This is a genomic window from Bacillus sp. AFS037270 (assembly GCF_002585305.1).
This window is the reverse complement of sequence record NZ_NUNF01000039.1, coordinates 71,394-92,760: the sequence shown is the minus strand read 5'-3', so window position 1 is coordinate 92,760 and position 21,367 is coordinate 71,394. Positions and strand designations below refer to the sequence as shown.

Below are 21,367 nucleotides of genomic sequence, written 5' to 3'. Positions count from 1 at the left end.
TAAAGGTATTTCTTCCACTGAAATACCTTTTAATAATTTTTGTTTGCGTATATAAACAATTGAAAGGTGATCAAGATGAAAACATTAGTTATTGTAGCCCATCCAAACTTGGAACAATCGAAGGTAAATAGAACGTGGTTGAACCGTTTTCAACAAGAAGAAAATGTTACGGTCCATAATCTATATGCACATTACCCATTGTTTGAGATTGATGTGGAAAAAGAACAGCAGCTTCTATTGGAGCATGATCGTATCGTTTTTCAATTCCCATTCTACTGGTACAGTTCACCCGCTTTGTTAAAACAATGGCAGGATTTGGTTCTTACTTACGGTTGGGCTTATGGGTCAGAAGGAACGAAATTACGCGGCAAAGAGTTTATGTTAGTAATTTCAACAGGCGGACCGGAAGAAGCTTATCAAGCTGGCGGATACAATCACTTCAGCATTAGCGAGTTAACCAAACCATTTCAGGCAACAGCCAACTTGACCGGCATGCGGTTCTTGCCCACTTTTACGAAACAGGGAGTGCGCTTCTTAACGAACGAACAAGTCCTCGAAAGTGCTGAAGAGCTGGTATACCATCTGAAAAATAACTATTAGAAAAGAGGTCTTGTAATGAATTATAAATTGTTAGGAAGAAGCGGCTTACGAGTATCTCAATTAGCTTTAGGTACAATGACGTTTGGGGAAGACTGGGGATTTGGCGCTACTAAGGAAGAAAGCAAAAAAATCTTCAATGCTTTCGTTGAAGCTGGTGGGAATTTTATTGATACGGCTATCAATTATACGAATGGAACAAGTGAAAAATATGTTGGGGAATTTATTCGTGAAAAGCGTGAACAGTTTGTCGTTGCGACTAAATATACACTGAACACTCGTCCACACGATCCAAATGGCGGCGGTAACCATCGAAAAAATCTCGTTCAATCCGTTGAACAGAGCTTAAAACAGCTTCAGACCGATTATATTGATTTACTCTGGCTTCATGCTTGGGATTTTATGACACCGGTCGAAGAAGTGATGCGTGCACTTGACGATTTAGTTCGTTCCGGAAAAATTCTTTATGTAGGAGTCTCGGATACACCTGCTTGGATTGTTTCACAAGCTAATATGCTGTCTACACTCCGTGGTTGGACTCCGTTTATCGGCTTGCAAGTGGAGTACAATTTGTTGCAGCGGACTCCAGAAAGAGATTTATTACCAATGGCACGCGCTTTAGATATTGGGGTTACTGCATGGGCACCAATGGCTGGTGGTGCACTAACGGGAAAATACAGTAATCCTTCAGCTGAAAAAGGGAGATTATCTCCTCAAAGTGCACGTTTAAATGAACGCAACCGGGCTATTGCTGCAGTTGTGGAAGAAATCGCAAAAGAACTAGCAGTTTCCCCTGCCCAAGTTGCAATAAACTGGGTCCGTCAACAAGCTGGTACCGTCATTCCGCTAATTGGTGCAAAACGAGAAGAACAAATGAAAGACAATCTTGGAAGTTTGACTTTCTGTCTTTCAGAAACACATCTTACTCAATTAAATGAAGCTAGCAAAATTGAAATGGGATTCCCACATGATTTTCTTGAATCTGAATCTGTTTTAAATGCCATCCATGGAAAAACGTTTGGAAAGATTGAAAAAAAATAATATTGAATTGCTTTTGAGAAGGGGAGAAATCGATGAAGGGGAAAATTTGTTTAATTACTGGAGGCAACTCAGGGATTGGTAAAGCAACAGCCCTAGAATTAGCTAAAAAAGGAGCAACAATTGTTCTATTATGCAGAAATGAGGAACGAGGCAAAAAAGCGATTCAAGATATTATTCAAGAAACAGGTAATACCCAAGCAGATCTCATTATTGCTGATTTATCATCTCAGCGTTCAGTCAAACAAGCAGCTGATCAATTTAAGAAAAAGTATAACAAGTTAGATGTTTTAATCAATAATGCAGCAGTCTTTTTAGCAAAACGTTCTGAAACTGAAGATGGAATTGAAACCACGTTTGCCACAAACTATTTATCTCATTTTATCCTTTCCCACCTCTTACTGGAGTCGCTTGAAGCAAGTGGTGAAGGAAGAATTATTAATGTAGCCTCTAAGCACAACGGAATTAAAATGAACTTTGATGACCTTATGACCAAACAAAATTATGCTTTTTTCAGAGCAGTAGGTCCTACTAAATTAGGTTTAATTTTATTTACTAAGGAATTTTCAAAGAGGCTTGATGGAAAGTGTGTTACCGTTAACAGCCTGCATCCAGGAATTATCCGCTCTAATCTTATGCATGACATGCCTTGGATCCTACGGACGATATTCAAAACTTTCTCAACTAATCCGAAAAAAGGTGCGGTTACACCAGTCTATCTTGCTTCCTCCCCTGATGTTTTTGGCGTTAGCGGTAAATTCTTTGTTAACTGCAAAGAAACAGAAACTACTGAAGCTGCAAATGACCATGATTCTGCCCGGAAATTATGGGATATCAGTATGAGCTTAATCAAGCCTGGAATCCTCTTTTAGGGGCACCAAGTTTTTTGGGATATGCACTTGCTTCCCGACCCATTGCAATGACAGGATGATTATCAACATAAGCTGTTTGTGACTGCTGAAATTGCGACCATAAAGTCAAGTTACCACCTTTCGTAAAAATTATTATCGTAGCAGGATAATATCATTAATTTGACTTGTTTAAATAAGAATATTGTTACTGATAAAAAGGATTTTATCGTTTCCTTTAAAAAACACATTGACCTCAACTTAGGTTTAGGTTGTATATTTTTAATTGTATCTAATCAATAAAATATAGGAGGAAATAATATATGACAAAATTCGCTTTTGTAACAGGCGCAAATAAAGGTATTGGGTATGAGATTGTCCGTCAATTAGCAGAAAAAAATTATCACGTATTTTTAGGAGCTCGCAATGAAGAACTTGGACAAAAAGCTGTACAATCTTTAGGCTTTTCCAATGTTTCAATTGTTCAAGTTGATATTTCAGACACACAATCAATTCAAAACTCAAAAAATAAAATCCTTGAAGTTACGGATCACCTAGATTTATTAATAAACAACGCAGGGATTGCACTCGATTTCAATATTTTACCCAGTGAATTAAAATTAGAAACCCTGCGTCAAGAATTTGATGTTAACTTCTTTGGCACATTTCAAATGATCCAAACCTTTTTACCACTAGTAAAAAAATCTCAGGGTGGGAAAATTGTAAACGTCACTACCGATATGGCTTCACAAACGATGTTTGACAATGGTGATGCTGGACATCTTAATATATTAGGCTATAATTCATCAAAAACAGCTGTAAATTCTTTAACATTAGCCTTTGGTAAAGAATTTGGTACAAACGGTCCTGAAATTTTAGGAGTTACACCTGGTTTTACCACTACCGACCTTAATGGCAATGCACCAGGAGGCAAAACACCTGCGGAAGGTGCACAAATCATTGTTAAATACGCCCTAAGCGAAACAAATTATAATGGTAAAATCCTTAATAAAAATGGGATTATTCCTTGGTAAACACCATAAGGGAAATTATATGAATTATACGATCGGACAAGTTTCAAAAATCAATCATTTATCCATTTCTAAATTACGCTACTATGATAGTCAAGGACTGTTCCCCTTTCTCAAAAGAACTGAAAAAGGGGACCGAGTTTTTAACGAAGATGCACTTAAATTTCTGGAAATTATTTTATGTTTAAAAAATACCGGAATGCCAATCAAAGACATTAAACAGTTTGTAGATTGGTCAATGGATGGGGATGATACCATCCCTCAACGACTAGAAATGATGAAACAACAAGAAATCAATGTTCTACAACAAATTCGTGATACCGAAGAAAATTTAATAAAGATTCAACAAAAAATTGCAAGACTGGAACGTGAGATGAAAGAATCATTAGAGAATTAACTAATACTTAAATTTAGAATCCCCTTGGATTGCGATTACTCTTTTATCCTCATTCTTTACTATTTTTACCCATAAAAAAACTAATCGGGAGTTTTTTCCGATTAGTTTTTTCATTTATTGATTCTCTTTTTCTTTTTTTAAAGTATTTTCTAGTTCTCTTACTTCAAACGGTAGCAAAACTTGTTCAATTTGTGCTCTATGAGATTCATACTGTGCTGGCAGCATCAATTTTTCACCCATTGTCTCTTGGGATTCATCATGAGCAAATCCTGGAGGATCAGTTGCAATTTCAAATAGTATTTCTCCATGTTCTCTAAAGTAAATGGCATTAAAATAATTTCTGTCTTTTACAGTAGTGACACCATATCCATTGGCGGCAACATATTTTTGCCAATCTAATTGATCTGCATCATCTATTGCCCTCCATGCAATGTGGTGCACTGTTCCGACTCCCATTTGTCCACGCCCAATCGGAGTTAATTTAAGGTCGATAATATTTCCGATTTCCGCAGTGGAACTGAAACGTGCGAAGTCTCCTTCTTTACCGACTAATTCTAATCCCATTACTTTTTCTAACAATTCAGCCGTTTTGTTAGGCTGGGTAGATAATAGAGTAGCTCCTCCAAATCCTTTGATAGCAACTTCAGGTGTTACCTCTCCAAAAGTCCAGTTATTTACTTCCCCCGCTTCTCTTTCCACAATTTCAAGGTGAAGCCCATGAGGATCATCAAATTCCAAATACTGCTCTCCAAAGCGTTCCATGACTGTAAAAGAAACATTGAATTTTTCTAGTCTTTTTTTCCAAAATTCCAAAGCTCCGGTTGGAACCACATAAGAAGTTACTCCTACTTGACCGTCTCCAATGATTCCTTGACGAGCCCCTGCCCATGGAAAGAATGTAATAATGGTTCCTGGCTTTCCACCTTCATTACCAAAATAAAGGTGATAAGTACCTGGATCATCAAAATTTACAGTTTGTTTTACTAATCGTAAACCTAATACACCAGCATAAAAATCTACATTCTCTTGTGGATGACCGACGATTGCTGTGATATGGTGAATACCCATAGTTTTCTTACTCATTTTTCAACACTCCTTTTTAATGTAAAATTCAGTTATATAAAGAAACTTGATAACTTATTTTATACTTACTCCAGTTATTAAAGTCTGGATGAATTTCCTCTTTAGTTTAAGAGTCTTTAATTAGAGATTTTTTAGAATAAAAAAGCATCTATCGCATATTGACCGGGACCAATTAAAGCAATACCTATGGCCACGACTAGCAAAGTCAAGTTATATTCATATCCATTTGATGTTGACCATAATCCATTTGGTGCATGCACCTTAATAATAGCCATTACCATAGTTCCTGCAATCATAATTCCTGCAAGTGGAGTTAATAGTCCTAATGCAAACAAAATTCCCCCAATAAGTTCTGCTAATCCTGCAAAAAGAGCCATGGTAATTCCAGGTTTCATGCCAATGGATTCAAACCATCCCCCTGTACCTTTTAAACCATATCCGCCGAACCAACCAAATAATTTTTGAGCACCGTGACCCACAAAAAGTAAACCTACAACCAAACGTATTATTAATAAACCAATATTTATCATCTTAAAATCCTCCTAGTTTTTTATCTCGAATTCGAAATATTACTTTTAAAAAAAATGCAAGTTTAAACTTTATTCCTTACTTTTTTCAAAAATGAACCAATGTCTTTGTCTCATCAGAATTTAAATCAACAAACATATCATCAACTAACGCATGATACTTCGGCATGATTTCCTCCATTAATTCATTTCCATTATCAGTTAATATCACATGAATCACTCGGCGGTCATCTGGACAGGCATTTCGGCTTAATAAGCCTCTTTGTTCAAGCTTATCTATAACATAAGTCATCGATCCGCTTGAGATTAATATGCAATTTCCAATATGTTGAATAGTTTGTTTCCCTTTTTGGTAAAGGACCTCTAAAACAGAAAATTCCGTTATATTTAGATTGTATTTTGTCATTTCTATTTTTATTCGATCATGAATCGCTTTAGATGTTCGCATTAATACCAAAAAAGGCAAATTCGAGCATTTCCTTTCCATCTAGTTCACCTCCCCAAAAAATCTAAAATTAAAGTATCTTGAATCTGAGATAATCATAATACTTATAATTTTTTTTGTCAATTACCTTTTTTAAGTTTTATATATTTTGTTTTTTAAATTGTTGAATTAACCTCCATAACTACAATAATCAGAAACATATTGATGCAAAATATTGATAGGTTTGTTGGTATAAACAACAAAAAAAGGCAGAATGCTCCTGCCATTTTGTTATTAAAATTTAAATTAAGACTGCTATTAACTTGTTCGTGTATCCAGTGACAGACTGCGAATCTTTCCAGGATTTCTTTTATCCTTCGCTTTAGGTTCCCATTGCCTGGCGCATTGATCATCATGGCGATGATGACAGAAACAGGGGAAAGGTTATTGTGGGTAAAATAGGATAAACTTTCCGTTTTGAGAATTATCGCTCTTAATGATTCTTAAAATAATCTTCAATTAACTCAATAAATAAGTTCATCGATTTCGTATGTAATTCAACCGATTCTGTAATAACGGAAAAATTTCTTTGTATCGGTGTCCCTTTTACATTTAATACTTGAATGGTACCTAGGAGCCTTTCTTTTTTAACCGTAAGTTCAGATAAATAACTAATACCAAGCCCAGCCTCAACTGCTTCTTTAATTAGTTGTGTGCTGCCGAACTCAATTAACCAGGTAGGACGTATTTGCAAAGATTGGAATAATTTTTCTGTTGCATCTCTTGTTCCTGATCCCTTTTCACGGACAATCCAATTCTCTTGTTCAACCTGGCCTCGTGTGACTTCCTTATTGAAATAAATGGGATATTTCCCTCCCGCCACTATATACATTTGATCTGTGGAAACAGTTTTAAAATGTAAATTCTGATGGGATATTTCACCTTCTACAATCCCAACATCTATCTCATGTCTTAAGATTGCATTGGCAATATCTCTGGTGTTGCCAATTTGAACCGAAGGAATAATTTTGGGGAATGAGTTCATTAATTTTGCAAGAATATGCGGTAAAACATATTCACCAAATGTATAGCTGGCGCCGATTTTTAATGGTCCGGCAGGTTCGTTATTTAATTCATTCACTAACATAGTCATTCGTTTATATAGGCCCGTTATTTCTTTAGCATGTAAATAGATTATTTCACCTGCTTTGGTCAATTGCACACTTTTATTTGTTCGCAGAAGCAGTTTTGCACCTATATACTTTTCTAATTGTTGTATCTGCTGGCTAACGGCAGGCTGAGTCATATGAAGCTCTTCTGCTGCCCTAGAAAAGTTCCTTTTATCAGCTACAGATATAAATACAGTCAATAGTTGATCCATTTGTTCACCTTCTTGGTATTGAATTTACTTATTATAACTATAATAATCATTTATTTTCCTTATTGTAAATCATTCGTTACGATAAATTTAAATAATGCAAATAAGGGGATGAAAAAATTGGAACAAAAAGCCTTGGTCATTTCCACTCCAAATGAGCAAAAAAAAGCTGCAAAAAAACTAAATGTTTCTTTGATAACTGGAATAAGTTTTACATTGATCATATCTGTGATAGGGTTTACTTTGGCACAGCTGCCAGGACTAGATCACATTGGTCCACTTGCGTGTGCAATCTTACTTGCTGTGATTTATCGACAGGTTTTTGGATATCCTGAAAGGTTACGTACTGGCATTCAATTTTCATCAAAAAAACTTTTAAGATTGGCTATCATACTTTATGGTTTAAAACTAAACATGAACGTAATTTCCCATGAGGGTTTGCCGCTTTTACTAAGAGGAGCCGGAACCATCATTTTTTCGATTGTTGTCCTGATGATCATTGCAAAATGGCTTAAAGCAGATTTTAATCTTTCTTTATTATTAAGTGTTGGGACAGGAATTTGTGGTGCTGCTGCCATCGCTGCTGTATCTCCAATTATAAAAGCAAAAGATGAAGATACAGCTATGGGGGTCGGCATCATTGCATTAACAGGAACAGTTTTTTCAATTATCTATACGATAATCTACCCTATATTACCGATTAGTCCGATAGACTACGGAACTTGGGTTGGAATTAGTCTTCATGAGATAGGTCATGTTGCTTTAGCAGCTGCGCCTGCTGGCCAGGATGCTCTTGCTCATGCATTACTAGCGAAACTTGCACGAGTATTCCTATTAATTCCGGTTTGCTTTATCCTTATGCTTTGGATGAAAAAGAGAGGGAAAATAGAGGGAGAGGCAAAATTAGAGTTTCCGTGGTTTTTAATTGGTTTCATCATTATGAGTTTTATGGGGAGCTTTATGATCGGAAATGAGTTTGTAATATCAAAAAAACATATGTCAGATATTGCAGCATTCACATCATTTATGTTAACTATGTCTATGACCGGCTTAGGATTAAATATTAGCCTAAAAGAATTACGCACTAAAGCAGTACGTCCACTCATAGCCATAATAATTACTTCTGTCCTATTAACTTTACTAACTTTTTATACTTGAATATATTTTCAGTCAGCTATGTTATTTGTAAAGGACTTACTTCTCATAAATAGTTTAAAATTAAGGGATAGTCCAAGACGTTTTTTGGGAAGTGGTTACAATTCATATTAAATATGTATACTTTTGCCCATTTCATTTAAGGGTAGAATAGTTTGCTCGGTAGACATTAAAAAAACCGTGCAAAAACCAATTACAAGGGGGTTTTCAATAATTGAACTTAGTGGTGCAAGTATCCATGTCTATTTCGGTCTTCATCTTTTATCTAGTTTAAAATAATGACTGCAGAACTGGTGAATTTTCTGCAGTCTTTGCTTTCAGTTAAAAATACTGACATATAGCAGACTAAACCTTCGTTACTTTTGTTTTGTAAGTGTATAAAATTCCAATTACAAAAATTATTGAATAAATTAACTAGTATAATTAAAAAGCTCTTTGAATAAACCAAACCAGTCCAAATGCTAAAATTGCTGCAGAGGTTCCTGGGATTACCCATTTAACTGGTTTCAAGGTTAATTTTTTAATCCATAAAATAATCGGGAAAACGAGCGAAACTATTAATAATTGACCGATTTCAATCCCGAGATTAAAAGATACAAGTGAGGCGGCCATATGGTTTGTTTCTAATCGCATTTCAGATAGAATTCCTGCAAAACCAAATCCGTGGATAAGCCCAAAACCAAAGGCAAGCCATGGCTGGTGTTTTGAGTCCTGATTAAAAATATTCATAAGTGCTACGTAAATAATACTTAAAGCAATAGCCGACTCTAGAAATCTAGTTGGTAGGTGAACAAAATCTAAAGTTGCCAGAGCCAATGTAATACTATGTGCAATTGTAAAGGCTGTAACTAAGGAAAGAATATGACGAATGGTTTTCGCCCCAAACAGCAAACTAATGACAAACAGAATATGATCATAACCAGTGAAAATATGTTTTAATCCCAGAACTAAAAACTGTTTAGCGTTCTGTAAGAAACTTATTTTACCAATCTCAAATTCCCTTGATTCGAATGTCAAAATCTTTTCTTGCTGTTTCCCGTCCATTTTTACTGTTGCAAAATTTGCATGACTTGGGTCGGAATCATCCATAAACATATTATATTCGACGATTAGTTTTTCTGGTTTATGGTTTGTATTATATGCCAAGTTTATAACGGCAAACGGACGCTCCTTAATCGTTTCTATATCCGTTTTTAATACACTGCCCTCAACCAATTCGCTGTCTGCATAAAGCTTGATATGGGAATTGATATAATGCTGCAATATCTTTTGGTCTATCAACTCCTTTTGATCCGTTGCCTTATTAAGTGCATGTCCGAGTTCCTCCAAATCTACCTTCAATTCATAGTCTAATGATTTCTCGTTGACTTCAATTGTAGAAAAACCTTCACTGTTATTGGTATGAGCAAATGCTGGGGAAGGAAGGAAAGAACTAAATGAAAGTAAGAGGAGAAACATAAAGGACCATAACTTTTTCATTATATCCACGTCCATTTCTTTTGTTTTTATATCAAAGATGTTTAACATAAGATAATGGAAAGACGAGGAGTTTTTAATGCCCCTCGTCCATTTTCCATATACCCAATTATTTATTAGATTTGATGAAAATTGGGTTTGAATAGAACCAAAGATCATTCCATGGATTTTCACCTTTAGGATCCTGTACGGGTTCTAATTGATCTGTGTTAGTACCACGTAAACGAATATAGCTATCTTTCTCCACGTCTTTTAAAGTATAAGTAATTGTGATGTATTCACCGTCTTTTTTCCAGTCACTTTCTGTGAAACGCTTTACGACTTTTGTTGTCGGATTAGAAGCTGTTGAGCGGTCTTCCACTTTTCCATTAACTTCACCCATGATTAAGTCAACACGTTGAACATTTGCCTTATCCCCATGAGAGTTCGCAGCGTTTGGATCTTTGATGCGAACTGTTACTGTTACATCAGATTTCTTACTTGGAAGTGTAAGTGTTTCACCGATTGATGCTGTATTTCCTTTTGCCTCTGCATGCAATGGTGATTTGCCTACTGCTTGTACTTTAACATCAAGTTCTGAGATTAGGTCACCCGTTGTAACAAATACATTACCTTTACGAAGGTTTTCCATTACATCTTCATAATTTTTCTCTGCTTTTACATATGTTTTCGAATATTCACCCGGCCAGAAGTCACTTCCTCCATCACGCCAGTTAACATGTGAGTCAGAGGTAGCAGTAATCCACCAGTGTCTTCCTTCACCTAACATCGAATCCCATAAACCGCCAACGATAGCACTCATCTGATCGAAACCACCCATTGTTGGAGCGTTTGCGTTTGAGTAACTACCACGAGATCCTTTAGGGTCAAGAGATCCATCTGGATTAATTGCACCTGCTTGGTGACCAGGAGCTCCTTCCATACCAATAGAGATATTTGGTGCTGTATCATTCCAATTACGGAACTCTTGTGGAGTATCTTGTCCCCATGCACCAACACCAGTCGCTGAACGGGATGGATGATGTGCGATAGAAATTGGAAGTTCGTCCATTTGTTTCATATAGTTAAGAGCTTCAATCATTTTTGATTCAGTGTTACGGCTTGGGTCATTTGGATAAGCTTCACGAGAATTAAACTTGCTTTCAAGATCATAAAGCACTTGTGATTCATTTTCCCCTTTTGGAATCATTAGCGTGCTGTGGTCAGCTCCTGGTGTGTCTAACTCCATTCCGTAGAATTGAAGAACCTCAGGAACAGCTTCACGGGATTTTAATAATTCAGGATAAGCTTGTTCTAAGTTAACTTTGGAATGGTTAGGACCCCCATGATCTGTTGTCATCATCCAATCAAGTCCATACTTCTTACCATTTTCTGCATTTTTCACAATTGGATAAATGGCATCACCACCTCGTATGGCAGTTGGAGGGTTTGTAGAATTGTCCCAGCCTACACTCCATTCACTATGTACATGGTGGTCACCTGCAAGCCATGATGCACCATTCTTTTTCACTTCTTCTTTTGATAATGATTGTGCTTTTGCGTTCTGATTGCCACCATCATTAAATATAGTTTGGGTTGTTAGTGAAGTTGTTGCAAGAACTGTCGTTGCGATTAAAGGTATTGCCTTCTTCTTAAAACGAGATTTCATTTTCTCCTAGCCTCCCAAGATTAAAGTGTTCAAATTTCTAATATTTGTTACGTTAGATTCCCAGTTTAATAATCCCATTGCTTCAAATATTTACAGCTTTAAATGTCCCTTTGTGTTCCCGCTCTTAACTACCCCTCTCGATATTTATTAAAATCAGATTAAATTTTTTAATCAAATTTTAATCTTTCTTCATACCAAATATAAATCAGAATTGTTAATCTATTGTTAAGGCTAGGTAAAGATTTACATATAATGAATAAAATAAATCGAGTACCATATTTTACATAATTTTTTGTAACTAATTAACAAACCTCCAATTATAAATAACGGCAAAAAAGCCCCTGCCTGTGTTGTGCAATGTCTTCTTAATATTGATGCTACTATTTAGGTTGCCGTACCCAATCCCCTCTTGCGCTTCCATTCATATTATCCTTCGAAAACAACATTGACGGAAGAACGCTGAATTTAGGATAAACAGTTTCACTTCAAAGAGAAATTAATCCTTTCCTATCTGCATTACAACATAGAGGAATTACAGTCACTGCTGTTCATAACTATCGGCTATTTGAGAATCCAAGATTAATGTTTATCACTGGGAGAATGTTGGAGATCCATTTAAGTTTGCTAGAAACAGTATTGAAGCAGCAAGAGAAGTAGGCTTTTTAGTTACCTCTTTCAGTATCTTACACAAAACATCATTCAAAAAATGTTCAAATTTTCATGTCAATATTTTGAACAATCCTATATCTCACTTTAAAATATCTCAAATTAAATATATATTTACAAAGTATTCATAAGGTAAATAATATTTAAGGAGTGGGATTATGATTAAAACATTAAGAGAAAATACAATTGCCGCTGGAGTATTAACAATTGTTCGAATATATTTAGGTTACGCTTGGTTAACAGCGGGTTTGGGCAAATTAACTGGCGGATTTGATGCTTCTGGATTTTTAAAAGGTGCAATCGCAAATCCTGTAAAGGGTCCAGATGGCAGCGTTGTTTACAGTATGTACATTTCGTTTTTAAAGGGTTTTGCTTTACCAAATGTAGATATTTTTAACACCATTGTTCCTTTAGGAGAGTTCCTAGTAGGACTTGGACTGATTCTCGGATGCTTAACAACAGCAGCGATGTTCTTTGGGCTTGTAATGAATTTTTCCTATGTTATGGCAGGCACTGTTTCACACAATCCTTCAGATATATTATTAGGAGCAGTTATCCTATTTTCCGGTTTCAATGCAGGTAAATTTGGTTTAGACCGTTGGGTAATCCCTTTTATTAGAAAAACTATTAAAAAAGATATATCAATAAAACAGAACATTTAACCACAAAATATAATTCGTTGAATAAACATATATTCGTGATAAATTTATATAAGTCTTTGACGTAAAAATAGAGAGTTTGGAATGACCAACTCTCTATTTTTTGTCTTTTTATGGCTCTTTTCTAAGTGTTTTTTGCTTTTTTACACAGAGTAAATCTGAGGTATAATAAAAAATAAGTAATAGACTTATATAATGATGTATTGAGGAGAGGAACTGATTGGCTAATAAATATTGTCCTATCTGTGGAGAAGAAAATAAGTGTATGACAGGTGCTGAAGAACAAGGTAACTGTTGGTGTGACAAAGAAATATTCCCAAATGAAATCTTTGAATTAGTTCCCGCAGAAAGTAGAAGAAAACATTGTATTTGTAAAAATTGTTTAAATAAATATAAGGAAGAACTGACAATACGAAAAAGTTTTAGTGAACAATATGAGAAAAGCGATAAGAAAAACGTTGGAAGACTTAGTTAATACTAACTAGGTCCTTATTTTTGACTAAAAACAATAATTTATTCGAAAAGAGCCTTTTTTATACTACTCTTTTCTCTTCATTGATGATGGCATGCACTGTTATCGCTTCATTTACCATACTAAAATTACTCCACATGTATATCATTTTGAACCAAATTTAATTTTAGGTCCGTGAGAAAACACAATTAGAGGCTATTAATAAAACTAACCGAAATTAACTGGTTCAGATGTTTAAAGGTATCGAAATATGAGAACTATATGATTTAGATGAAAAACTAAGATGGTTCATCAATGAGTTTACTAAGTAAATTATCTGGACATCACAATAAAGAGGTGGAAGAAAAAATGACAAATGAAAAACTAAAAATAGGTATTATTTTAGGAAGCACACGTGAAGGACGTGTCAGCCCCCAAGTGGGTGAATGGGTAAAGGGAATTGCCGATAAACGTGAAGATGCTAATTATGAAATTGTTGATATTAAAGATTTCAATTTACCATTTGTCTTCACAACCGCAGGTGATGAGCCAGGATTGAAAGCTTGGTCCGAAAAGTTAACTAGTTTAGATGGGTTTGTTTTCATTGTCGCAGAATATAATCACAGCATAACAGGGGCATTAAAGAATGCATTAGATTCTGCTCGTGATGAATGGAATAATAAAGCTGCTGGGATTGTAAGTTATGGATCAACTGGTGGAGCACGTGCTGCTGAACATTTACGTGGGATTTGTGGAGAATTACAAATTGCAGATGTAAGAGTTCATCCAACATTATCTTTATTTACAGATTTCGAAAACGGAACTAATTTTAAACCCAAAGATCTACATTTAAATAATGTTAATGCAATGCTTGATCAAGTTATTGCTTGGAGTGGCGCATTAAAGACTGTTAGAAAATAGTATTAGTCGAATAAAAATAAAAACGGTACCCAGCTTACATTGGGTACCCCTTTTTTATATCTATCTTAAAACCCCTCAAATTTATTTTAATTATTGGGACGGCTCGTGCTTTGCATTTTATGAGTGCCAAATTGCTTTTTTTCGTCATTTTTTAATAAAATAAAAAGGCTGAAATTCAGCCCTTTTATCATTTTTAATATTCTACTATTTTTTTACTTCTTACACTAACGATAACATTAAACCAAAATATAGGACTGCGATAAATCCAATCCCGAAAAAAACGGCAGGTAAAAGTCTTTTCTGGTGGAAACTGAATAAAATCAGAAATAAAAATATGAATGAAAGGATGATTAACAATACTGATTGGAACGAAGTTGCTAAATGAGTTTGTAAAGTTGTAAGAATAGCTTTACCCAATAACCATTCCACCCACTTGGATGCACCCTCTGACTTTACAGTGAATTCAACATCATGTGGTGGCGATAACGTTCCCATCACAGCGGTGAAATAAAACACGAATAATAGAATAAGACTTTCCCCTTTAATCCATGGTCTTGGATTGAAGGATAAATTCTTCAACGCTTTTTTTGTCAGTACACCATTTATAAAGGCGAAAGCTAAAACAGGGATGATACTGATATGTTTTAACAGTAGCATTTGGCCATAAGGTAACACCCATGCCTTTACATAATCTTTTGGTTCAACAATAAATAACATTAAATAGATACCACTAAGGATAATGATGATTAAGCAAATAACAGCAAAAGGAGTAAACCACCGTAAAAATTTAGACCAGTTAAGGTCTTCTTTTGAGAACCAGGCAACATTAATCAGTATACCTGTCCATAATGTAACTATTAAAAAATGAGTGCTGTGAGACCATAATCCCGCCCAAAATGACAGAGAAGCAACATGACTAGAATAACCAACTGCCAATATCATTAATAACAGGAAAATGGCTTGGATATATTTTGAGCCATTTAGGAAAAATGTAAGATATAAACATGTTGCTAGTAAACTTATAAAGATCCATGCTCTCCCGACTTGAAAGTCCAAGATTACGGAATGTGCAGCTAAAAAGAATCCAACTCCTCCTTGGAAATATGAAACTGTTTGAGCAATTGGTCCTAACGAGAGAATAATAATTCCAAGTGTGAAAAGGAGTAACACTGGTTTAGGGATATAAACTTTTGGTTTGTTCTCATTGGGTACAAACTGTAAAGCCACATGCCCAACTAGGATGGAATACAATAAATAATTTCCGAATTCAGTAATAGGAATTATGAACCCCATATTTAACGCTTCCTTCTAAATAACAGGAATAGACCAATGAACAAAACGACAACTACTGCCATAACTATAATCGTCTTCAAATTAGAAGTGTTATCCATAGAAACATTATCTGTTTTATCCTGTTTTACTTCCGCTTTTTTAGGTTCTTCTTTATTTGGAGTTACTGGCTGTTTTGTTTCCGCCTTTTGGTTCTCCTTTACTCCCTTTTGTACGGTAAATGGGATTTCACCCGTTATGGGATGACCGTCCTCACCAGCTATACTCCACTTAATTGTATAAGAGCCATTTTCTAATGGAGCTGATATTATACCTATTAGTTGATTTTCTTTTGGAGTAACCTTAACTAAAGGTATTTCCTTCCCATCTTTTGCCAAAGTCATTGTGCTTAATGATTCAATCTTACCTTCATATTTAAGGACGATTTGTTTTAGGTCTTCTATTACCACTTGATTCGCAGCTGGATTGGATGAAGTAAGTTCCGTATGTGCACTAGCGATGCTTGGAATCATTACTAATAAACTCATTAATAAGAATAGTAATTTTTTCATTGTGCAGTTCCTTTCTTAATTCCTATAATTTTTCTGTACATCCCATTCATCATAACACTTTCATCTTGAGTTATAATGCATTTGTTTTCAACAACTTTGTACAAATCATAAAAATCCAAACCTATATCGGTACCAAATATTTTTACAATCGGACGAAGGATTCGTTGTTTTTTCATCATTTTTTTGTTGTTAGGAACAAATTTATCAAAAATAAGGAAAGTGCCATCATTCTTTACGACCCTTACTATTTCGTTCAATGTTTTTTGGGGATCGGGGACCACACTTAGAATTAAACTGGCTACTATAAAATCAAAAGACTCATCAGGAAACTCCATCTTTTGTGCATCCATTTCAAGAAAATTAATCGATGAGTCAGGATACTTTTCTTTAGCCACTTTCAACATTTCAGCTGAATAATCAATTGCCGTAATAGAATAGCCTTTGGCCGTAAAGAAAGGTATATCTGCACCTGTGCCAACTCCAACAAAGAGAACGCTACTTCCTTTTTTATGGGACAAATCTTTAAAGATTTCTTTTCTAGCTTTTAAGAATATTCCTGAGTTAAAAAAACGGTCGTAAATGGGCGACCAGCATTTGTAAACGACACGATTCCAACCATTATTCACAATAGCCCCTCCCTTATCCTACTAAAACCTGTAAGCCCTCCAAGCAAATAGTATGAGATAAATAGTGACATCCGATCAATATATAATAATATCAAAAAAAATAATACCATAACCAACAACTTTTATAATCGTTGGCCCCCTAATTCTTCATGTTGTTTAATCTTCCAATAAAGAAAGCCATGTTAAAAGAAACGCATGTAAGTAAGAAATACATAAAGGATAATAAATTAAAGCTTTCCATATGTATGGAAAGCTCTAATTATCGAAACCAGTGATCCACCTTTAATTTCCTAAATCGTTACTTCTCTTTGGCTGCTTCGTTTACACTCTTCTTGAAATCGTTATACGTATTCCCCTCAAACTTAACACCATTGATATAAATGGCAGGGGTACTAGTAATACTTAGCTTACTAGCCATTGACATATCTTTTTCCCATTCCTCTTTTGACTCGTCATTTTTAAAAGAATTAACTACTTTATTCACTTCTGCCTCAGAAACAATTTCCCTTAATGTCCCCTTAAGAAAAGACTCTGTATAGACATCCATTTGCTCTGCTTTTGTATCTTCGGGCTGTTTTTCATATAATAGCTCATGGAACTTCCAAAAAGTCTCATTTCCTAATTCTTTAAACACCGCTTCTGCAAATTTAGCAGAACGAGTAGAATCCACATTGATAAATGAATAATTCATAAAGTATAAAGATGCTTTTCCTGTATCAATAAAATCTTTTTCGATACTAGGAAGAAGTGAATCGTTGAAATTTTTACAATAGGGACACTTATAATCACCAAATTCAACTATTTTTACTGGAGCGGATTTTTCTCCTAAAAATGGCTGTCCCGCATAGTCAATCGCTTCTTTTTTAGCGTTATTTGATAAAAAAATTAAACCAACTAGACAGATAGTAACAAAACCGATAATCCAAAATAGAAACTTCGAAGATTGTTTTTTAGTTTTTTTGGCTTTTTTGTTTCCTGATGACATTTACTCACCTTCATTCTAATCTCTAAGAATTAACTTTCTTTAACTGATCTTTTGAGAACAATTTTGAATCTAGAGAAAGAGTAGCATTTGAATTTAGAAATAAAAATGCCGCCATAACTGCAAAAGCAAGTTCAAGCTCGTACCCTGCTCCTTGACCATTTCCCATAAAGCCAGCTGCTATTTTTACCTTTACAATTGCTCCAATCATAATCAGTACAAAGAGGGCTGCTATGTATCGTGTACCAAGGCCGATGATTAACAACAGACCCCCAATTAACTCAATAATCGCAACTATGTACCCCATAAAGCCTGGAATTCCTATGCTTTCAAACCACCCAGCAGTATTGTCAATTCCATTTTGAAACTTAGATAGACCATGGACAAAGAAAGATAACCCTAAAAATACTCTTAAAATTAATACACCGATTTCTGTTTTTTTCATTTCATTTACTCCTCCCATTGAACGTATTTTGTAGGAAACCACGACCAACACTACGTTTAGTAGTGTTGAAACGTGATTAACCCCTTTTTAAAAAAGTCTGCGATAAATAACACACTACTCATTGTAGTGTAATTCACAACGATTGGTCAAGGATTTTAATTTTTCCCTTGTATTTGATAAAGGTTATAAACAAAGGATTGGATTTTGAATCCAATCCTTTAGAAAAATAAAAATGGTTATGCTATTACTAAAATGAAAAGTATGATAACGAACATATTTAATGAGATAATGACTGACCGTGCCTGCATCTTAACTGGTATGGTCTGTTGTGGATTTAATAGCTGTTTTAACCGATAATCAACTGTTTCATCCGCAAAATGTACAAGAGCTGGTGAAGGATTTGCAATTTTTAATTGATTCTTGATTAACTTTAATAAAGCACTTCCCAAACCAAGTTCAGAACCCATTCTTTTAATCGCAAATTCATCCGCTACTAGTTCAACCATGATCCTATAATTCTGATAGGACCATTTCGTAAGAGGGATATACCACATTATTTCTGAGATTATTTGTAAAACAAAAACCTTCAATCCATCATAATACTTTTGATGCGACGTCTCATGGTATATTACTGCTTCTAATTCTCTCGAATCTAACATGTCAATTAAAATAGTTGAAAGCACTATTTTTGGTTTCCAAAACCCAAAGGTAAATGCTAAAAGTTCCTTATCTTGAATAACCACAATGTCATTATTTTTTCTGTTAAAGGTTTCATTCAATTCACTAGATTTATATATATGAATACGTTGTTGAAGCTGATGTTGAAATGAACGTAATAAAACAATCTGGTCAATAACCTTTTTACTAATAATGAAAACCGTATAAAAAATATAGGTATTTACAATAACCTCAACTGCAAAATATCCAAACGTACCTGGTTTAAATAAACTCACGCAAAAAATAAAAATATTAAATAGCTCTATTGGTCCAATAAAAATATTTAATATGTACAAACCCATTTGAACAAACAAAATGATCGCAAAGAAGAGGGCTAATCCAAACACTGCGGCTGACTTTTGTTTCCAGACCATTTACTTTCTGTCCCTTTTTAATTGTTCCAGTTTTTGTTCCAGTTTTTCCAGTAAATTATCATCCACCTCTTTTAATGAATCGAGCATATGGTTAACAACTAATCCCCCAAATTCATCTAAAAGGTTTTCTGTTAGCTTTTTTGATTGGTTATTAATAAAATCCTCTTTGGTGGTGAGAGGCTTAAAGAGAGATGTACGTCCTTCCAATCTTTTTGTAAGAATGTTTTTATCAACAAGACGATTCATAACTGTCATAACAGTATTAAAGTTTATAGGTTTTTCTTTTTCTAAAATTAATTGGACTTCCTTAATACTACTTTCATTCCCATTCCAAAGAATATTCATTATTTTGGATTCAAGTGGACCGAAAAAACGATTAAGCCCTTCTTGATCAACACGAAAATTATTTATTGTCAATTAACACACCCTACCCTTCATTACAAATTGTAGTGTATTGTTTCTAATTTTTCAATCAAAGGATTAGTTAATTACAAAATATGATTTTAAAAAACCAATTTCTTATTTTAAATATATCCTTGATATAACATAATTTTTCTTTATTCTAAGAAATCAGTTTATTGATCAATTTAGTTTAATATGGTTCGATAGGGATATGATATGCAACTGGTGAAATATAAGTTATGTATAGGATAATAAAATTGAATAGACAATCACTTAGATCAATAAAATAATTTCTTTAAAAAGTTTATTTATAATCATAATGAATGGAGGTTTTGAACACGAATGGAAAAAGTAAATGTAATAACGAAATTAAAAAACTATGCAAGAAAATTGAAACAGTATTTATTTGTACTTTTTCTGTCATATAAAGATAATAGAGTTCCATGGTATGCCAAAATCGTTGCTATCAGTGTAGTGGCTTATGCATTTAGTCCCATTGATTTAATCCCAGATTTTATACCTGTATTGGGTTATCTTGACGACCTAATCATTGTTCCTCTTGGAATCTCCCTTGCATTAAGATTGATTCCTCCCCATGTTATCAAGGAAAACCGAATGAAGGCGGAAGACATGAGAAAGAATGGAAAGCAAAAGAATTGGCTAGTTGGTATTCTTTTTATTTTAATTTGGATAGTTTTTGCCGTTTGGATTGGCAAGTTGATTTTTGAATTATTTAATTAGACTCAGATGATGAAAACCATCATCTTTTTTGTTATAGCAAAACCACAAAAAAACATGAAAGTCCAAATTTGCTCGCCCTTAAAACATTGTTCTAGTAAGAATAATATTAGTATTTGATGGTATTTGAACCAAGTCTAAACCATCATAAAATAAAACACACACAGATGTTTAGTAAAATACTGTGTGTGTTTTCGTAGACGTTGGTATTGGTGGTGAAGTGACATCTAAACACTGATGAACATGACTCGCTTCCATTGAAGTATAATCAACAGAACCATGGTTATGGTGTGGTACAAAACCGTTTACAAAGTCATCTTTTCCTACCTTCGCCATAAGCACACTCTCCCTTTAACGCATTTCACTCATCTCTTTCGTATTTAACCTTAGCAATTTTCATTTAAAATTAATACTATTTCACAGAAAATGGGTCTTTATCCTCGGTAACTTGTCCAATCCACTGCACATCTAGAGAATAAGATGCTTAATAGACAGAGGAAAGGGAGTTGAAACAATTGGGTAGAAGTAACAGAGAATTTGATAATCAAGGAAATCAATCTGTGTTTAGAGGTTCTGCAAAAAACAATGACATTGACAACGACAATAACAGGAATAGGAATAGGAGCAGAAACAACAACAATAAAAGGAGCAACAACAGTAACATAAATACCGATGTTGCTGTGGACATTGATAATGAATTTGATAATGAAGTGAGAAATTCTTCGGAATCCGAGGCAGAAGCTGAAGTACGCAATGATGACAACAATAACAATGAGTCTAGAGCGGCTATGGATAACTCTGGAAATACTCGTTTTAATGTTCGACTAAACAGCAACAGTAATGCACGTGTTAGATCGGACCAAGAACAAGACAACGAACAAAACCAAGACATCGATGTGGATTTTGATTTTTAAGAGTTTTCTTATAGATGTTCACTATTAAA

The 21,367-nt window shown here is 34.6% G+C and carries 25 protein-coding genes and 2 pseudogenes; 12 read left to right on the top strand and 15 right to left on the bottom strand.

All coding sequences use genetic code 11. The features are described 5' to 3' along the window. Positions 1-75: 75 nt before the first annotated feature. Genes COD92_RS19695 through COD92_RS19685 form a run of 3 tightly spaced genes read left to right on the top strand, consistent with a single transcriptional unit; the run spans position 76 to position 2,507 of the window. Positions 76-600 carry an NAD(P)H-dependent oxidoreductase gene (locus COD92_RS19695; RefSeq protein ID WP_098530744.1) on the top strand — a complete coding sequence of 175 codons (525 nt, stop codon included), beginning with the start codon at positions 76-78 and terminating at the stop codon, positions 598-600. 15 nt (positions 601-615) lie between these two features. Next, on the top strand, positions 616-1,638 hold the full coding sequence (locus COD92_RS19690) for an aldo/keto reductase (protein ID WP_098530743.1): 1,023 nt from the start codon (positions 616-618) through the stop codon (positions 1,636-1,638). A 32-nt stretch (positions 1,639-1,670) separates the two neighbouring features. Continuing rightward, positions 1,671-2,507, top strand: coding sequence for an SDR family oxidoreductase (locus COD92_RS19685; protein WP_098530742.1), 837 nt, complete (start codon positions 1,671-1,673; stop codon positions 2,505-2,507). Here the strand turns inward: COD92_RS19685 and COD92_RS33630 are convergent. Further along, positions 2,503-2,577: pseudogene (locus COD92_RS33630) on the bottom strand (acetoacetate decarboxylase); the annotation flags it as partial. The gene COD92_RS19685 and the pseudogene COD92_RS33630 sit on opposite strands and share 5 nt — an antisense overlap. A gap of 229 nt (positions 2,578-2,806) precedes the next feature. On the opposite strand from COD92_RS33630, the gene COD92_RS19680 reads away from it, so the two are divergent. Both COD92_RS19680 and COD92_RS19675 read left to right on the top strand, forming a co-directional pair. Continuing rightward, entirely contained in the window at positions 2,807-3,517 is a 711-nt protein-coding gene (locus tag COD92_RS19680; RefSeq protein ID WP_098530741.1) for an SDR family NAD(P)-dependent oxidoreductase, read from the top strand. 19 nt (positions 3,518-3,536) lie between these two features. After that, positions 3,537-3,911 (top strand): MerR family transcriptional regulator, encoded by a 375-nt coding sequence (locus tag COD92_RS19675; protein WP_098996488.1) that lies wholly within the window; start codon positions 3,537-3,539, stop codon positions 3,909-3,911. Positions 3,912-4,025: 114 nt separating this feature from the next. On the opposite strand, the gene COD92_RS19670 is transcribed toward COD92_RS19675, so the two are convergent. The 4 genes from COD92_RS19670 to COD92_RS19655 form a co-directional block, all read right to left on the bottom strand. Then, entirely contained in the window at positions 4,026-4,994 is a 969-nt protein-coding gene (locus tag COD92_RS19670; protein WP_098530739.1) for a ring-cleaving dioxygenase, read from the bottom strand. Positions 4,995-5,125: 131 nt separating this feature from the next. After that, positions 5,126-5,524, bottom strand: coding sequence for a DoxX family protein (locus COD92_RS19665; protein ID WP_098530738.1), 399 nt, complete (start codon positions 5,522-5,524; stop codon positions 5,126-5,128). A gap of 85 nt (positions 5,525-5,609) precedes the next feature. Next, positions 5,610-6,008 (bottom strand): MarR family winged helix-turn-helix transcriptional regulator, encoded by a 399-nt coding sequence (locus tag COD92_RS19660; RefSeq protein WP_098530737.1) that lies wholly within the window; start codon positions 6,006-6,008, stop codon positions 5,610-5,612. 430 nt (positions 6,009-6,438) lie between these two features. Beyond that, positions 6,439-7,326, bottom strand: coding sequence for a LysR family transcriptional regulator (locus COD92_RS19655; protein ID WP_098530736.1), 888 nt, complete (start codon positions 7,324-7,326; stop codon positions 6,439-6,441). 108 nt (positions 7,327-7,434) lie between these two features. Between COD92_RS19655 and COD92_RS19650 the strand changes: the two genes are divergently transcribed. After that, entirely contained in the window at positions 7,435-8,481 is a 1,047-nt protein-coding gene (locus tag COD92_RS19650) for a YeiH family protein (protein ID WP_098530735.1), read from the top strand. A 420-nt stretch (positions 8,482-8,901) separates the two neighbouring features. Here COD92_RS19650 and COD92_RS19645 read toward each other — a convergent pair whose 3' ends face one another. Beyond that, on the bottom strand, positions 8,902-9,957 hold the full coding sequence (locus tag COD92_RS19645; RefSeq protein ID WP_098530752.1) for a HupE/UreJ family protein: 1,056 nt from the start codon (positions 9,955-9,957) through the stop codon (positions 8,902-8,904). 106 nt (positions 9,958-10,063) lie between these two features. After that, positions 10,064-11,602, bottom strand: coding sequence for a CehA/McbA family metallohydrolase domain-containing protein (locus tag COD92_RS19640; protein WP_098530734.1), 1,539 nt, complete (start codon positions 11,600-11,602; stop codon positions 10,064-10,066). A gap of 495 nt (positions 11,603-12,097) precedes the next feature. Between COD92_RS19640 and COD92_RS32930 the strand changes: the two genes are divergently transcribed. The 4 genes from COD92_RS32930 (at position 12,098) to COD92_RS19620 (ending at position 14,299) form a co-directional block, all read left to right on the top strand. Beyond that, positions 12,098-12,259, top strand: coding sequence for a DUF1259 domain-containing protein (locus COD92_RS32930; protein ID WP_306418555.1), 162 nt, complete (start codon positions 12,098-12,100; stop codon positions 12,257-12,259). Between the two features lie 164 nt (positions 12,260-12,423). Next, positions 12,424-12,930: a DoxX family protein gene (locus tag COD92_RS19630; protein WP_098530733.1), complete on the top strand. Its 507-nt coding sequence runs from the start codon at positions 12,424-12,426 to the stop codon at positions 12,928-12,930. A gap of 217 nt (positions 12,931-13,147) precedes the next feature. Continuing rightward, positions 13,148-13,402 (top strand): cysteine-rich CWC family protein, encoded by a 255-nt coding sequence (locus COD92_RS19625; RefSeq protein WP_098530732.1) that lies wholly within the window; start codon positions 13,148-13,150, stop codon positions 13,400-13,402. 291 nt (positions 13,403-13,693) lie between these two features. Continuing rightward, positions 13,694-14,299: an NADPH-dependent FMN reductase gene (locus COD92_RS19620; RefSeq protein WP_098530731.1), complete on the top strand. Its 606-nt coding sequence runs from the start codon at positions 13,694-13,696 to the stop codon at positions 14,297-14,299. Between the two features lie 219 nt (positions 14,300-14,518). On the opposite strand, the gene COD92_RS19615 is transcribed toward COD92_RS19620, so the two are convergent. The 7 genes from COD92_RS19615 to COD92_RS19585 all read right to left on the bottom strand — a co-directional run bounded on the left by COD92_RS19615 (position 14,519) and on the right by COD92_RS19585 (position 19,701). Continuing rightward, entirely contained in the window at positions 14,519-15,592 is a 1,074-nt protein-coding gene (locus COD92_RS19615) for a copper resistance D family protein (protein ID WP_098530730.1), read from the bottom strand. A 2-nt stretch (positions 15,593-15,594) separates the two neighbouring features. After that, the gene (locus tag COD92_RS19610) at positions 15,595-16,140 is read right to left on the bottom strand and encodes a copper resistance CopC family protein (RefSeq protein ID WP_098530729.1); all 546 of its coding nucleotides are present in this window, start codon (positions 16,138-16,140) and stop codon (positions 15,595-15,597) included. After that, complete coding sequence (locus COD92_RS19605) at positions 16,137-16,766, bottom strand: class I SAM-dependent methyltransferase (protein ID WP_098530728.1); 630 nt, start codon at positions 16,764-16,766, stop codon at positions 16,137-16,139. The genes COD92_RS19610 and COD92_RS19605 overlap by 4 nt, the downstream gene beginning before the upstream one ends. A gap of 298 nt (positions 16,767-17,064) precedes the next feature. Then, positions 17,065-17,751, bottom strand: coding sequence for a DsbA family protein (locus COD92_RS19600; RefSeq protein ID WP_098530727.1), 687 nt, complete (start codon positions 17,749-17,751; stop codon positions 17,065-17,067). A gap of 22 nt (positions 17,752-17,773) precedes the next feature. Further along, a complete protein-coding gene (locus COD92_RS19595) occupies positions 17,774-18,193 on the bottom strand; it encodes a DoxX family protein (protein WP_098530726.1) in 420 nt (139 codons plus the stop codon). A 236-nt stretch (positions 18,194-18,429) separates the two neighbouring features. Then, positions 18,430-19,284, bottom strand: coding sequence for a M56 family metallopeptidase (locus COD92_RS19590; RefSeq protein ID WP_098530725.1), 855 nt, complete (start codon positions 19,282-19,284; stop codon positions 18,430-18,432). After that, on the bottom strand, positions 19,285-19,701 hold the full coding sequence (locus tag COD92_RS19585) for a BlaI/MecI/CopY family transcriptional regulator (RefSeq protein WP_098530724.1): 417 nt from the start codon (positions 19,699-19,701) through the stop codon (positions 19,285-19,287). A 327-nt stretch (positions 19,702-20,028) separates the two neighbouring features. Between COD92_RS19585 and COD92_RS19580 the strand changes: the two genes are divergently transcribed. Next, positions 20,029-20,427 carry a YkvA family protein gene (locus COD92_RS19580; protein ID WP_098530723.1) on the top strand — a complete coding sequence of 133 codons (399 nt, stop codon included), beginning with the start codon at positions 20,029-20,031 and terminating at the stop codon, positions 20,425-20,427. 183 nt (positions 20,428-20,610) lie between these two features. Here COD92_RS19580 and COD92_RS32150 read toward each other — a convergent pair. Continuing rightward, positions 20,611-20,760 (bottom strand): annotated as a pseudogene (locus tag COD92_RS32150) (YmaF family protein); the annotation flags it as partial. 179 nt (positions 20,761-20,939) lie between these two features. Here COD92_RS32150 and COD92_RS32145 point away from each other — a divergent pair. Continuing rightward, complete coding sequence (locus COD92_RS32145) at positions 20,940-21,338, top strand: hypothetical protein (protein WP_098530722.1); 399 nt, start codon at positions 20,940-20,942, stop codon at positions 21,336-21,338. Positions 21,339-21,367 lie beyond the last annotated feature (29 nt).